10 protein-coding genes are annotated in these 14,505 nt (G+C 45.8%); 7 read left to right on the forward strand and 3 right to left on the reverse strand.

Annotated features, from left to right (window positions below; translation table 11 throughout):
* Window positions 1–146 precede the first annotated feature (146 nt).
* From gltB to NYE58_RS05360, 3 genes are all read left to right on the forward strand, one after another.
* Entirely contained in the window at window positions 147–4,742 is a 4,596-nt protein-coding gene (gltB, locus tag NYE58_RS05350) for a glutamate synthase large subunit (protein ID WP_076218345.1), read from the forward strand.
* A 169-nt stretch (window positions 4,743–4,911) separates the two neighbouring features.
* The gene (locus NYE58_RS05355; protein ID WP_232061156.1) at window positions 4,912–5,838 is read left to right on the forward strand and encodes an ABC transporter ATP-binding protein; all 927 of its coding nucleotides are present in this window, start codon (window positions 4,912–4,914) and stop codon (window positions 5,836–5,838) included.
* Window positions 5,831–6,619: an ABC transporter permease gene (locus tag NYE58_RS05360; protein ID WP_076185050.1), complete on the forward strand. Its 789-nt coding sequence runs from the start codon at window positions 5,831–5,833 to the stop codon at window positions 6,617–6,619. The genes NYE58_RS05355 and NYE58_RS05360 overlap by 8 nt, the downstream gene beginning before the upstream one ends.
* An 8-nt stretch (window positions 6,620–6,627) precedes the next feature.
* On the opposite strand, the gene NYE58_RS05365 is transcribed toward NYE58_RS05360, so the two are convergent.
* Together NYE58_RS05365 and NYE58_RS05370 are read right to left on the reverse strand one after the other, a co-directional pair.
* Window positions 6,628–7,077 (reverse strand): bactofilin family protein, encoded by a 450-nt coding sequence (locus NYE58_RS05365; protein ID WP_038568928.1) that lies wholly within the window; start codon window positions 7,075–7,077, stop codon window positions 6,628–6,630.
* 38 nt (window positions 7,078–7,115) lie between these two features.
* Window positions 7,116–8,405 carry a peptidoglycan DD-metalloendopeptidase family protein gene (locus tag NYE58_RS05370; RefSeq protein WP_076302845.1) on the reverse strand — a complete coding sequence of 430 codons (1,290 nt, stop codon included), beginning with the start codon at window positions 8,403–8,405 and terminating at the stop codon, window positions 7,116–7,118.
* A 152-nt stretch (window positions 8,406–8,557) separates the two neighbouring features.
* On the opposite strand from NYE58_RS05370, the gene cls reads away from it, so the two are divergent.
* Both cls and NYE58_RS05380 read left to right on the forward strand, forming a co-directional pair.
* Window positions 8,558–9,988 (forward strand): cardiolipin synthase, encoded by a 1,431-nt coding sequence (cls, locus tag NYE58_RS05375; RefSeq protein WP_076276843.1) that lies wholly within the window; start codon window positions 8,558–8,560, stop codon window positions 9,986–9,988.
* 240 nt (window positions 9,989–10,228) lie between these two features.
* Window positions 10,229–11,068: a YitT family protein gene (locus NYE58_RS05380; protein WP_248547977.1), complete on the forward strand. Its 840-nt coding sequence runs from the start codon at window positions 10,229–10,231 to the stop codon at window positions 11,066–11,068.
* Between the two features lie 203 nt (window positions 11,069–11,271).
* On the opposite strand, the gene ligD is transcribed toward NYE58_RS05380, so the two are convergent.
* Window positions 11,272–12,156, reverse strand: coding sequence for a non-homologous end-joining DNA ligase (ligD, locus tag NYE58_RS05385; protein WP_076129236.1), 885 nt, complete (start codon window positions 12,154–12,156; stop codon window positions 11,272–11,274).
* Between the two features lie 123 nt (window positions 12,157–12,279).
* Between ligD and NYE58_RS05390 the strand changes: the two genes are divergently transcribed.
* Window positions 12,280–12,882 carry an RNA polymerase sigma factor gene (locus NYE58_RS05390; protein ID WP_256717243.1) on the forward strand — a complete coding sequence of 201 codons (603 nt, stop codon included), beginning with the start codon at window positions 12,280–12,282 and terminating at the stop codon, window positions 12,880–12,882.
* Window positions 12,846–14,030, forward strand: a complete 1,185-nt coding sequence (locus NYE58_RS05395; protein WP_341001255.1) for a hypothetical protein — start codon at window positions 12,846–12,848, stop codon at window positions 14,028–14,030. The genes NYE58_RS05390 and NYE58_RS05395 overlap by 37 nt, the downstream gene beginning before the upstream one ends.
* The last annotated feature ends 475 nt before the right edge of the window (window positions 14,031–14,505 follow it).

Raw genomic sequence — 14,505 nt, forward strand, 5'->3', positions numbered from 1 at the left:
TCAGCATCATAAAAAAGTTTAAATTGCGCTGATGATACCTCGGTGATAAAATAATAGCACTAATCTGGATTGAATAATTATTAAGATTTTCATGTGAAAAATTTTCCTAACACATTGCATACTTTATAATAGAAAGGTTGCGTTCGATGAAACACACTGAACTGCCCGTAAAACAGGGCCTGTATGATCCCCAGTTCGAAAAAGATGCTTGCGGCATGGGATTTGTAGCTCATATTAAAGGCACACCGTCTCACAATATCGTAAGTAATGCTTTGACAATGCTCTTTAATATGGAGCATCGGGGAGGCCAAGGTAGCGAACCCAACTCTGGTGACGGAGCAGGTATCATGCTTCAAATTCCGCACCGTTTCTTTGCAAGCGAAGCTCAGAAGCTAGGCTTTGCTTTGCCGGAACAAGGCCATTATGGCGTGGGCATGATCTTTTTATCTCATAACGATGAAGTTCGGGCGCAGCATGAAGCTCTCTTAAGCAATATTATTGCTGAAGAAGGTCAAATAGTACTCGGCTATCGTGATGTGCCTACCTATGATGAAATGCTTGGCAAGACAGCGAAAGCTGCTAAGCCTTTTGTGCGTCAAGTATTTATCGGCCGCTCGGCTTCAGTCACGAATGAGTTGTCTTTTGAACGTAAGCTTTATGTAATCCGCAAACGTGCAGAGCTTGCCATTCGTTACGGTGGTGCAGAAGAGGATGAATCCTTCTATATTCCAAGCTTGTCGTGCCGTAAGATTGTATACAAAGGCATGCTGACTACAGAACAAGTTGGACAATTCTACCTGGATTTGCAGAACGAAGAGCTGGAATCAGCGATCGCGTTAGTTCACTCCCGTTTCAGCACGAACACCTTCCCAAGCTGGGAACGTGCGCATCCCTACCGCTTTATGATCCACAACGGTGAGATCAATACCTTGCGTGGTAATGTGAACTGGATGCATGCGCGCCAGTCATTGTTTAAGAGCGAAGTGTTTGGTGAAGATCTGAATAAGATCAAGCCTGTTATTAACCCGGATGGATCGGACACTGCAATGTTCGATAACACCTTTGAGTTTCTCTATTTGAGCGGACGATCCTTACCACAGGTAGCCATGATGATGGTTCCTGAACCATGGAGCAATCATGATAGTATGGATGCTGATAAAAAAGCATTTTATGAATATCACAGTACTCTAATGGAGCCATGGGACGGGCCTGCTGCAATGGGCTTTACCGATGGGATACAAATCGGCGCTATTCTGGACCGTAACGGCCTGCGTCCTGCTCGTTATTATGTAACGAAAGACGATATGATTATTTTATCCTCAGAAGCCGGTGTACTGGACATTCCAGCAGAGGACATCCTATATAAAGACCGCCTGAAGCCTGGACGCATGCTGCTCGTGGATACGAAGGAAGGCCGCATTATCTCCGATGAGGAAGTTAAATCGGCTATCGCCTCTGAGAAGCCTTATCGCCAGTGGCTGGATGAGCATTTGATCAGTCTTGATGAGCTTCCGGATGCACCTGAACTGCCAAATCCTAAGCATGATAATGTACAACAGCTACAGCAGGCTTTCGGCTATACTTTTGAAGACTTGCGTAAGGTGCTTGAGCCAATGGCATCTACTGGTGCTGAAGCTGTCGGTTCCATGGGTTATGATGCTCCGCTCGCCGTATTTTCGGACCGCCCGCAACGTCTCTATAACTATTTCAAACAAATGTTTGCTCAGGTAACGAATCCACCCATCGATGCCATTCGTGAAGAGCTGGTTACATCCACAACGACTACGATTGGACCAGAGCGTAATTTGCTTAAACCGGAACCGGAAAGCTGCCGCCAGATCTCGCTGCAAACGCCAATTCTTTCAAACGAAGATTTTGCTAAGATTCGCCATGTTCGCCGTGCAGGCTTCAAATCGATGTCTATTCCAATTCTTTTCCCGGCTGAGCTTGGGGCAGAAGGATTACGCATCGCGCTTGAGCGCATGAACGAGGCTGCTGACCGTGTTATGGCAAAAGGGCATAACATTCTGATTCTGACTGACCGCGGTGTGGACAGTGAGAATGCTGCGATTCCAGCTCTGCTTGCGGTATCGAGTCTGCATCACCATTTGATCCGCCAAGGAACACGGACGAAGGTTAGTATTTTGCTGGAATCCGGTGAACCACGTGAAGTCCATCATTATGCGCTGCTGCTCGGTTATGGTGTGAGTGCAGTAAATCCTTATCTGGCTTTTGAAAGCTTGGATGACATGATCGGCCAAGGCTTATTGCGGGGAATCTCGCATGAAAAAGCAGTGAAGAACTATATTAAAGCTGCGACTAAGAGCGTAGTTAAGATTCTTTCTAAAATGGGAATTTCGACGATTCAATCTTACCGCGGTGCGCAGATTTTTGAAGCTGTGGGTCTGAACTCTGAGTTCGTGGATCGTTACTTTACTTGGACACCTTCCCGGATTGGGGGGATTGGCCTGGAGGAAGTGGCAACTGAGGCGCTTATCCATCATAACCGTGCTTTTACAGAAAAAGACGGAAATGATAAGGTGCTTGACTCCGGTGGCGATTATCAATGGCGTAATGATGGGGAAGAGCATCTATTCAATCCACAGACGATTCATCTGCTTCAGCACTCTGTGCGTAGCGGGAATTATGATATGTACAAGAAATATGCTGCCCTTGTTCAAGGAGAAAGCGAGAAACAATTGACGCTTCGTTCCTTGTTGCAATTCAAGTCAGCCTATGAACCGATTCCACTGGAAGAAGTAGAATCTGCATCGTCCATTATGAAACGGTTTAAGACGGGTGCAATGTCCTTTGGTTCCATTAGTAAGGAAGCACATGAGACACTGGCCATTGCGATGAACCGTATCGGTGGTAAGAGTAATACAGGTGAAGGCGGCGAAGATCCAGCCCGCTATATTCCGGATAGCAATGGTGATTCACGTCGCAGTGCGATTAAACAAGTAGCTTCTGGACGTTTTGGTGTTACCTCGAACTACCTAGTTAACGCTGATGAGATCCAGATTAAAATGGCTCAGGGTGCTAAACCAGGGGAAGGTGGACAGCTTCCGGGACGTAAAGTTTATCCTTGGGTCGCTGAAGTACGTGGCTCAACAGCAGGTGTCGGTCTGATCTCACCTCCACCGCATCATGATATTTACTCTATCGAGGATTTGGCAGAGCTGATCTATGATCTGAAAAATGCAAATCCACGTGCAAACATTAATGTTAAGCTCGTATCGGAAGTTGGAGTGGGTACGATTGCTGCGGGTGTAGCCAAAGGGCGCGCTGATATTATCTTGGTTAGTGGCTATGATGGAGGTACAGGGGCATCGCCGATGAACTCCATTCGTCATGCGGGTCTTCCGTGGGAGCTTGGCTTGGCTGAAACCCATCAGACATTGATGCTCAACAATCTGCGTGACCGTGTAGTTCTGGAAACAGATGGTAAAATGCTAAGCGGCCGCGATTTGGCTGTAGCTGTATTGCTTGGGGCCGAAGAGTATGGTTTTGCCACTGCTCCGCTAGTATCTGTTGGCTGTATTATGATGCGTGTCTGCCAAATGGATACTTGTCCGGTTGGTGTAGCTACACAGAATCCGGATCTTCGTAAGAATTTTACCGGTGATCCGCAGCATGTAGTTAACTTTATGACCTTCGTGGCACAGGATCTACGTGAAATTATGGCAAGTCTCGGCTTCCGTACAATTGAAGAGATGGTAGGCCGTACCGATTGTCTAGACGCAACTCAGGCGTCGAAGCATTGGAAGAAGAAAGGCATAGATTTGAGCAGCCTGCTGCATACACCGGAATTACCGGAAGGAAGCACACGCTTCCGCAGTAAATACCAGAATCATGGTCTGGAAGAGACACTTGATGTTTCGCAGCTGCTCGACCTGGCAGCACCTGCACTGGAATCAGGTACGGCTGTTGAGGCATCACTGCCAATCACGAACGTTAATCGTGCCGTCGGAACTATCCTTGGCAGCGAGCTGACCCGCAAGTATGGGGCCGCAGGTTTGCCGGATGATACGATTCGGCTTCATTTCACCGGTTCTGCTGGTCAAAGCTTGGGTGCATTCGTGCCTAAGGGAATCACGCTTACGGTGGAAGGAGATTCCAATGACTATGTAGGTAAAGGATTGTCGGGTGGTAAGATTATTATCAAGCCATCTCCGAAAGCTACCTTTGCTGCTGAGGACAATATCATTATCGGAAATACTGCATTCTACGGTGCAACAGGTGGAGAAGCTTATATTAACGGTATCGCTGGTGAACGTTTTGCCGTCCGTAACTCCGGAGCGAAGGTTGTTGTAGAAGGCGTGGGTGACCACGGCTGTGAATACATGACTGGAGGCCGAGTGGTTGTCCTTGGTGAAACTGGCCGTAACTTTGCGGCAGGGATGTCAGGCGGCATCGCTTATGTCTACGACCCAGATAGAACCTTCATCGGCCGCTGCAATCTCGAAATGGTACTGCTCGAGAGAGTGGAAGAGTCTGAGGAGATCGAAGAGCTGCGTGAGCTGATTATCCGCCATACCAAGCTTACAGGTAGTGCGGCTGGCGCACGGGTACTGAATCAGTGGGCAGATAGCTTGCCGAACTTCGTTCGTGTCATTCCGAAGGATTACAAACGGATGATGGAGCAAATTCGCAAGGTAGAACAAACCGGATTGACCGGAGAAGCTGCGTTGATGGCTGCATTTGAAGCAAATATGCGCGAGCTTGCCCGTGTTGGCGGTTAAACTGTTGTACTTGAATGAAATAGGAACTAAGTGAATAAGGGGACCTGACTCTTCCTAATACCGGAGAAGTCAGGTTCCTTTTTTTACTGGCAGACTCTTATCCTCTAGTGATTTTCGGAAAAAAGGGTATATGTGGTAAACTAGGTTATAGATGAAAGGAAGTGAGACTATGTCGAATACAGAAATATTGATGGAGCCTGTTGCCCGCCTGCAGGGAGTCACCAAAAAAATCGGCTCGAAAACGCTGGTGAGCGATTTAACGCTGGACATCCCGCCTGGACAAATCTTCGGTTTTTTGGGACCCAACGGAGCAGGTAAGACTACTACAATACGGATGATGGTAGGATTGATTTCCATTAGTCGTGGAGACATCTTGATCTGTGGCCGTAGTATTAAAAACCATTTTGAAGAGGCTATCGCAAATATAGGGGCCATTGTAGAAAATCCAGAGATGTACAAGTTCCTCACCGGTTATCAGAATCTGCGCCAATATGCACGGATGGTGCCAGGGGTAACAAAGCAACGGATAGATGAGGTTGTCGAGCTAGTCGGACTAGGTCAAAGAATTCATGACAAAGTTAAGACCTATTCGCTAGGTATGCGTCAGAGGCTGGGAGTGGCTCAAGCACTGCTGCACAGACCCAAGCTGCTGATTCTAGATGAGCCAACCAACGGGCTGGACCCACAAGGGATACGCGAGCTCCGAGACTATTTACGCCGTTTATGTCAGGAAGAAGGAACAACTGTATTCGTCTCCAGTCATTTACTTTCCGAGATGGAGCTCATGTGTGACAGCGTAGCGATTATCCAAAATGGACGACTGGTGGATGTGAAGCAGCTGAAAGGGGTAGGCAATACTGTAATGCCTCTGGGAGAAACCTTGTTCGAGGTTGATAATGCTGAGGCTGCGTTAGCCCTCATTGGACGTGGAGTATTTAAGAGTGGGGGACTTGTGCTTGAGGCAGAGCGTGAGGAGATTGCAGAATTAAATGCCAAGCTAGTGGCAGGTGGGATTAAGGTGTATAACATCAGAACCCTTGCCCGTACGCTGGAGGATCAATTCTTAGAGGTTACAGGAGGTGAAGGAATTGGGTGAGTTTACAGCTCTCATACATAATGAGAATATCAAAATATACAGCCGTGTCCGCACATGGATTATGCTGCTTATTCTTGCAGTGATGAGCGTGCTGCTTCCTGCGCTTATTTATTTCACAAGCGAAGGCGATTCATCGCTTATGGGGCTTTGGGACAACTTTCAGATGACGGTGAGTATTGCGTTCTTCTTGAATACAATCTTTACCGTTGTAGTGGCTTCTGACTCCGTAGCGGGCGAATTTACCTGGGGAACCATTAAGCTGCTGCTGATTCGCCCGTGGAGTCGCTCCAAGATCCTGCTCTCGAAATATATTTCCATGGTGTTATTCAGTTTGCTTAGCACCGCAGTATTGATTGCTTTTGGGTTTGGTGCTTCGTTAATCTTCTCCTCATCTTCGGGAGATACGATGTCATCCATTACGGCTTGGAGTCCAGCGGAATATTCCTTCCTAGATCTCCTATGTCGTTACATTGAGCTTTTCCTGACTGCTGCTCTGGCTTTCATGGTATCTAGCGTATTCCGCGCAAGTGGGCTGGCTATTGGATTATCCTTATTTATTATGTTTGCCAAGAGTATTTTTACGGTTATTTTTAGTCCAGAACGGTTTGAATGGGCCCAATACTTGATCTTCACACATATGGATCTAAGAGGCTACCTATTGTCGGATACGGGTCCGGGGGGCTCAACACTTGGTTTCTCCATAGCTGTATTAGCGGTGTACTATATCCTATTCCTGGCCATTTCCTGGATTGTCTTCCGTAAAAGGGACGTTGCTTCATAGAAATAAGTCTAGCCGGCTTCAAGTGTTCCTTGAGCTTTGGAGGAGCGCTTGGCTGCCTTGTCCTTTTTCATATTACTTTTGGGCTCACCTGCTTTTTCAGAGGTGGGCTGTTCTTGCATGGCAATGGAGCCATTCAGGAGGCTGCCTTCCATAATGCTAAGTGCTCCTGCTGAAATATTGCCATGCAATTCTCCGGTTCCGGTCATAATGAGTCTGCGATCAGCCGTAACATCCCCGTATACTTTGCCGGCAATCACGATTTCTTCCGCTTTAATACTGGAGCGCACTGTTCCTTCTTCTCCTACAGTCACGACACCACTGCAAATAATCTCACCGCTAAAGGTACCCTCAATCCGCAGGTTTGTATCACATTGCACCTTACCCTCCAGTGTTCCTCCATGCCCAATTAGGGAATCGGTAGATTTAAAGGGGACACGCTGCTGCCGTTTGTTCCACATTTATAAATTCCTCCTATTTTGAAATTAAATGCAACCCTTTAGGGTTTGACATACGCTAAAGGGTTGACTGTTTTATTCTGCTTCACAACCTGAAAATGAAGATGAGGACCTGTGCTTCGGCCAGTGCTTCCAAGCAAGCCGATTTTCTGCCCTTTGCTAACCTTGTCTCCCGCAGATACGATCATTCCGTTCAAATGCATGTACCAGGTTTCCAATCCATTTGAATGCTTAATCACGATGTATTTTCCGCGTGCGCCCATTTGTTCCGCAGTAATAACCTCGCCATCTAAGGCAGCATATACAGGATCACCGATGTTCCCAGCAATATCGACACCGGAATGGAACGCAGACAAACCTTTGAATGGATCTGAGCGGTAGCCGAAGCTTGAAGAAATGACTTTGGACTCGGTAGGCCAGAGCGGTACAGCGTTAAGTTTAGCCTTTTCTGCACGGGCCTTTTGAGCTTGCAGATTTGCCTGTACGTTATTTTCATGCTCTGCCTGTGTGATCGTCTGTGTGATACTTTCCACCATTTCATCAAGCATCCCGTGAATCTCCTCAAAGTCATCCTTAGTTTCTTCCACCAAGCTCGTAGCGTCGTTCTGATACACCGCGATGTATTCTCCACCAACCTGCGGGGTGAGTGTTTTTGGAAGGGCTGCGGTGATGGCCCCAAAGCGGAAACTTATGGCGGATAGAGAAGTGGAAGATGAGTTCTCTTCTGTACTCTGCTTAAAGGAAGTCTCTTTAGGAACAGGAGAAGAAAGACGGTTCGATAAACCTAATGTTGAATTTGAAGTGGCCGATCCAGCTTTTGATTTTTCTGTTGCGGATTTCTCCGGTTGAGATTCATTCGTGTCTGTAGCGGCAGCAGCACCTTTGCTTTTGTTAATCAATGCTTGCAGCTCCTGTTCCAGTGCATTTACACTCTTCAGCTTGTCTTTAATGTTATCTGCCTCTTCCGAAAGTTCGCTGACCTGGCTACGAAGCTGTGTTAAATCTTTATCCTTGTCGGCGACCTTCATTTCCATGCGGAGATTGGTTAGCGATAGTGCGGCTGCCTCGGCTTCTAGCTGTGAGATGGACTGAGAGGCATGGAAATGCATAGAGGTGACCAGACTGGAGATAGACAGGGCTGCTGCTGCCGGTAAGGCGAACGCTAGCGGTTTGGAGATGTGGAGCTGTTTGACTGGACGTCCGGCATCCCTTACGACAAGCAGCGTAATCCGTTTATGATCTGGCTGACTCTTCATGGCTTCTCCTTTCTGCGGCTTATGGCAGCCGCTTGCGATACCTGAGGCTAACGACTTTTCTTCCATTAGGCTCATCCGAATTGTCCTACTACTCTATGTATTCCATATCTTTCAGGAACATGACAACGGTTTGTTTGAATAAAGAAGGAGAGTTACGGCAAAACCTGTACTAGAGTCATCGCAGAGAGTCTATTGCATCTGTTTTTATTAATTGAGGGGGTAGAGAATTGAAGATTTTCGCGATAATTCTAATTCTTTTTATCATACAGATTGCATTGATTGTATTTCTGGAGTACCGACGCCCGCAAAGGGCTATAGCATGGTTGTTTATTTCCTTCTGTTGTCCACCGCTCGGTCTGGCATTCTATTATTTTCTAGGTCGTGACTACAGACAGAATAGAAAATTGAACAAAAGATGTACTTCACTGTTCCGGGAAATCCGTTCGTATGTCACTGGTAAGATTAAGGTAGTAAAACATGCGTCGGATACTGGAAACGCTCAGTTTGAGAATAACGAGGGTTTATTGGTTTTGCTTGCAAAGCTCTCGGAAGGGCCTATTACAGGCCATAACAAAAGCAGAGTGCTGTCAACTGCAAGAGAAGCTTACGACGCTATGCTGGAAGCCATGGAAGAGGCAAAAGAGCATATCCACATGCAATTTTATATTTATCGTGATGATGAGATCGGAGAACAGTTTCAGGACGTTATGATTCGAAAGGCGCGGCAGGGAGTAAAGGTGCGTTTGCTTTGTGATGGACTGGGCAGTCATCGATTAAGCCGTAGGTTTATTCGAACCCTGAGAAATGCCGGGGTGGAGTTCCACTTTTTTTTACCTCCGATTAGTTCTTTACTGGATCGTCGGTTTAATTTCCGCAATCATCGGAAGATCCTAGTGGTGGACGGATTGATTGGTTTTACGGGGGGAATGAATATCGGTGATGATTACTTAGGAAAGGACGCCAAGATGGGGTACTGGCGCGATACCCATCTGCGTTTAGAAGGAGATTCTGTTTATTATATTCAGTATGTCTTCCTGAAGGATTGGAGACTGGCCTCTGGTGAAGGTATGAGTCATCCTCGTTTGTTCCCTGAGCACTCTTGCAAGGAGCAAGAGGCCGTGCAGATTGTAGGAAGTGGACCGGATGCTGCGATCGATGCTTCTCAGGAGATGTATTTTGCCGCTCTTTGCTCTGCTAGGGAACGGATCTGGATTACTTCACCGTATTTTATTCCGGACCCTGCGATTTGTCGTGCTTTGAAGAGTGCAGTCCTTCGTGGAGTGGATGTTAGAATCATCATTCCGGCGAAGCCTGATAATAAGCTTGTTTATCATGCTTCTTTGTCTTATCTGGAGAATTTACAAGATGCAGGCGTGAAGTTCTATCGCTACACCAAAGGATTTATGCATGCCAAAGTCATGATTGTGGATGATCTGCTGGGTACGGTGGGAAGTGCGAATCTGGATATGCGCAGCTTCTATTCTAATTTCGAAATGACAGCGGTTTTGCTGCATCCTGAGACGATAGCAGAGCTAGTCGCGGGGTTTGAAAAGGATCAAAAGAACAGTGAATTCATTGATCCTGTAAAATTTAAGGAGAGAGGGAGAATTGTCAAACTCGGTGAAGGGCTATGTCAGTTGTTATCACCGCTGTTATGACCGGAAAGAGGACTAAATCTGAATTTTTCGAAGGATAGTACGTGTTCCATTCATTATTAGAGCATATTTTGTGATATAATAATTGTATAAGAAGAAATGTAAGAAAGTATAGATTGTAGTTATACTTCCGAATGTTTCAAAACTATACTGTTAAATTGTAGGGGGAGTTCTATGAATGTGAGTCCACAAATGTTTACCAAAGAGGAGCAGAACAAACTGCAGAAGACCGGTGCCCATAAAATGGCTAAGTTCGCGCAGCGTATGATCATGTTATCCGTAGGGGCCGCCATGATGGCTGTTGCACTTGAGATATTCCTAGTACCTAATCAAATGATTGATGGCGGGATTACCGGTATCTCCATTATTTTATCACATTTATTTGACATTCCTCTGGGTATATTATTGACACTGCTCAACCTTCCGTTCCTGTTAATCGGTTATAAGCAAATCGGTAAGACATTTGCCTTATCTACCTTATATGCGATTTTACTTATGTCTATCGGCACTTCAATGCTGCATCATGTAGAGGCCTTTACAGTTGAACCGATGCTTGCTGCCGTGTTTGGCGGTATCATTCTAGGTGTAGGTGTTGGATTGGTTGTACGTTTCGGGGGATCTCTAGACGGTACAGAAATTGTTGCGATTTTGGTAGCCAAGAAGCTTCCCTTCTCTGTAGGTGAAGTAGTTATGTTCTTCAACCTGTTCATCTTGTCCGGAGCTGGATTTGTGTTCGGTTGGAATAACGCGATGTTCTCCCTGATTGCTTATTATATTGCATTTAAGGTTATTGACATCACCCTTGAGGGTCTGGATCAATCGAAATCAGTATGGATTATCAGTGATAAATTCCGCGATATCGGGGAAGCTCTGACAGAGCGTCTTGGACGTGGTGTTACTTATTTAGATGGAGAAGGCGGATTTTCCGGTGAGAACAAGAAAGTGATCTTTGTAGTTATCACCCGTCTGGAAGAAGCTAAGCTTAAAACCATTGTTGAAGATTGGGATTCTGATGCATTCATCGCAATAGGTAACATTCATGATGTTAAAGGTGGCCGCTTCAAGAAGAAATCCATCCACTAGCGTAGCTCTTAAGTATTATTAACTGAAAGAAGGTATTTTTACGGATAAAAAAGCAATAAATACGGTGAACAAAGCTCGGCCTGCCGTATTCTTATATAGTATACCTTCTGTCCTTGAGTGGGACGCCAAATAAGCTCGTAGCATGTAGTTGATGCTGCGGGCTTATTGCTGTTTTTAGGCTCTTTTTTCTATGGGATTGCTCTTTATGGGAGCTTAGCGATGAGCTGTTCAACGGGCTGTGGGGGCACTTTCTCTAAAAGATCTCCCATACGCAGAAGGCGTTCCTCGATATTGAGCAGATGAAAATTAGAGGGAGATACATTTTGCTGAACCTCCTCCCAGAGCAAGGGTGTAGAAACTGTAGCAAATGGTCTTGCGCGTGGTGTGTAAGGTGCAGCTAATGTTTTGCCGCTATAATGCTGAAGGTAGTCAAAATAAATTTTATCTCCGCGATTCTTTTTTAGACGTTCCAGGGTGAACAGGTTGGGATGCTTTTCGGTGACATAACGACCCACAAAATGCCCGATTTTCCGCAATCCATCAAAAGTAACGCCAGTCTCGATAGGGACGATGATTTGCACCCCGGTAGCACCGGAGGTTTTGGGTACAGAGGAGAGGCCAAGAGAGGTTAAGACCGCCCCAACGATCGCAGTTGCTTCCATGATACGAGGTTCGATCTCAAGTGACGGATCAAGATCAATCATCCACTCACAGGGCAGCTCGCTGCCTACATAATGCAGGGAAGGGTGGAATTCCAAAGCAGCCAGATTCCCCAGCCAGATCAGCTCGGGTAAACCTTGCAGCTTGATATAGTTAATATTCTCGTGTACAGCGGTTTGGACAAAGGCCGGAAGAGGATCAGGCGCATTTTTCTGATAAAAGGACATTCCAGTGATGCCGTGCGGATAACGAATGACGGTAAGCAGCCGGTCTCGGCAATAACGCAGCAGATAGGGAGAGAGTGCAGCGAGCTTTTGCAGATAAATTCGTTTGGTAATGCCACATTCAGGCCAGAGCAGCTTTTCTGGATTAGTGATGATGATTTCTTCTCCGTCTATGGTAATTGTACCTTTGATCGCTGCCGGCATCGGGGAAACTCCTTTCTGTGATAGGAATGAAGGTATTATGTGTCAGTCGGCTCCTTTTCATGAAAAAAATATTCCCAAAGTGTCCCTTTTGGATGATCATAAGACTTATAAGGATATACGTTAATGAGAAAGGGGAGTTTGCTGATTTTGGACGGGATCGAGCACACTGTTGTTCGGGTACAGGCAGGCGAGGTAGATTCCTATGCCTTGATCGTCGAGGCTTTTCAAAAGCCGATTTACCGCTATTGCTGTCGGCTGCTTGGGAGCCGTACTGAAGCGGAGGATGCAGTACAGGAAATTCTGGTAAAGGCATATCAGCATATAGGCACATACCGCCCTATCGCGAGCTTCTCTTCATGGCTATATAAAATTGCCTACCATCATTGCCTCAGTCTGATCCGCAAACGTCAAAGCCAAATAAAGTTTATGGCGCTTTTTCAACCAGATCCGCCTGCAGAAAGCCCGGAACAGTTGATGGACCGTTACATATTTAACGAACATCTGACTTTTGCCCTCGAGAAGCTGAAGACAGAGGAGCGAAACCTGTTAGTACTTAGAATCTTTGAGGAACAGAGCTTCCCGGAGATTGCGGAGATTCTGGATAAGAATACTGATGCTGTGAAGAAAAAATACAGGCGAACGATTACGAAGCTTGGCAAAATGCTGAATGCTCAGAAAGGGGGAACGGAATGGTGCGGCAACGAGGCTTTGTTGAAGAGAAAATGATCAAGAAAATGGATGCGGTAGGGAGCTGCGAAGAGCTGGATGTAAAAGCAGCTGTTATGAAGCGGGTAAGAGCAATTCATGAACAACAGAATAGGATTGACGGTGAAAGGACGAACATCGTTATCGAGCTGAAGCCGTTCCCAGAACCGGAAGATCCTATTATGCAGAAGCAAAAGGAGATGCCCCAACACCCGTCTAGGTTTAGAAAAAGAGTGCTCACAGGAGTCTCCGCGGCTGTATTGCTAGGGATTATCGGGTTGGGTGCTTTTCAGCTATCTGCTGATGGAGATTTATCGGAACAAGGTAGCCAGGTTACAATTGATATCTCAAAACCCCAAGGTGGTATTATTACACTAGTGAACAGCGGAGGGAAGGCTGTTGTGAAGACGGTGCATAATAATACGCCTGATCCGACAACCTCGCCTGCGATAGAGAAGTATCAGAGCTTATCTATGACTTATAAAGAGCAAGTGCTTGCTCGTTTAAACACTGGGGAAATGGCTGCTTATTATGTGAAGGATGCTGAATTAAATAAGCTGGAGTTAGGGTTAGGCTATGGAAATCAATTGCAGTTTGCTTTTATTTCGCCGGTGTATTCGAAATATCAAGACTTCGTAAAAGAATTAAAAACGGTTGGCGATTTCTGGCCAGGGTTGCCTTCCTCGTTAGCTGATGGTTATGAATTCGAGCAAGGAACTTTTAATGCAGCTCCCCTATACAAGTCGCTAGACACAGAATATGAAGAAATCCTTGAACAATTTCAAAAAAAGGCTACAACCGATAAAACTGGACAAAACTTGTTTATGGAGAAGATAGCTGCAAATTCCATAGATAATGCTGAGGTTACCTACCACAACGGAGATCAAAGAATTACACTATCCTTAAGGCAGAGTGTTTTTAAGGGTTATACCATGCAAGTGTCTATCTTGGAAGGCCAGACTGCTGAAAAATGGTCTGTGACAGGTACAGGTAAAGAGGCAATATTTATCGCGGCGGGTACTGGAAAAGGGAAGAATGCTTGGTCTTCTCAGAATCGATTGTATTGGTATGATGAAGCCACCCAGATGGTTCTTTCTCTGAGCGACAAGCAGGAGAATAAACTGACTTGTGAGCAATGGCAAAAGATTGCCACCAGTTTTATTCACTAGCTACTGTTCTAACTGTACATTATGAGAAGCTGTCTCAAAAGTAGTGAATTCTACTTGGGAGGCAGCTTTTTTATGGAATAGGGGAATAATGGATTTTACTGTGCCATGTGACGATATGCCACGCGTAGAGTTCTATGTTAATGGTTGGGGCGGTGGGCGATGTGCTATGTATGATTTTCGTGCGGCTTGCAGTAGATGATTTGTGGAATTAGTGGTATATGTGACGGTGGACTATGGGCGATACGTTCTGTGGACAGAAATATCTGAGGTTTAGGGAGAGATTCCCCAATTGTTCTATAAGTGCTCACTTATTGCATCATTAGGAGCATCACTTGATGCGTCACTTGTAATGTTAAGAACAAAAAAGAGGCTTTCCCAAGCAACTATTTCATGGCTTTTGGGACAGCCTCTTTTTTGTGAGAAAATGTCCCTTTTTCTAATGTTGGATTGTTATAGAAGTGTAGTTAAAAAACAG

The sequence above is a fragment of the Paenibacillus sp. FSL L8-0708 genome (assembly GCF_038009325.1).
GTDB lineage: Bacteria > Bacillota > Bacilli > Paenibacillales > Paenibacillaceae > Paenibacillus_AQ > Paenibacillus_AQ odorifer.

Coding starts and splice junctions, on each gene's coding strand:
- gltB (WP_076218345.1), top strand. CDS start 147: ATGAAACACACTGAACTGCCCGTAAAACAGGGCCTGTATGATCCCCAG.
- NYE58_RS05355 (WP_232061156.1), top strand. CDS start 4,912: ATGTCGAATACAGAAATATTGATGGAGCCTGTTGCCCGCCTGCAGGGA.
- NYE58_RS05365 (WP_038568928.1), bottom strand. CDS start 7,077: ATGTGGAACAAACGGCAGCAGCGTGTCCCCTTTAAATCTACCGATTCC.
- NYE58_RS05370 (WP_076302845.1), bottom strand. CDS start 8,405: ATGAGCCTAATGGAAGAAAAGTCGTTAGCCTCAGGTATCGCAAGCGGC.
- NYE58_RS05380 (WP_248547977.1), top strand. CDS start 10,229: ATGGCTAAGTTCGCGCAGCGTATGATCATGTTATCCGTAGGGGCCGCC.
- ligD (WP_076129236.1), bottom strand. CDS start 12,156: ATGCCGGCAGCGATCAAAGGTACAATTACCATAGACGGAGAAGAAATC.
- NYE58_RS05390 (WP_256717243.1), top strand. CDS start 12,280: ATGAGAAAGGGGAGTTTGCTGATTTTGGACGGGATCGAGCACACTGTT.
- NYE58_RS05395 (WP_341001255.1), top strand. CDS start 12,846: ATGGTGCGGCAACGAGGCTTTGTTGAAGAGAAAATGATCAAGAAAATG.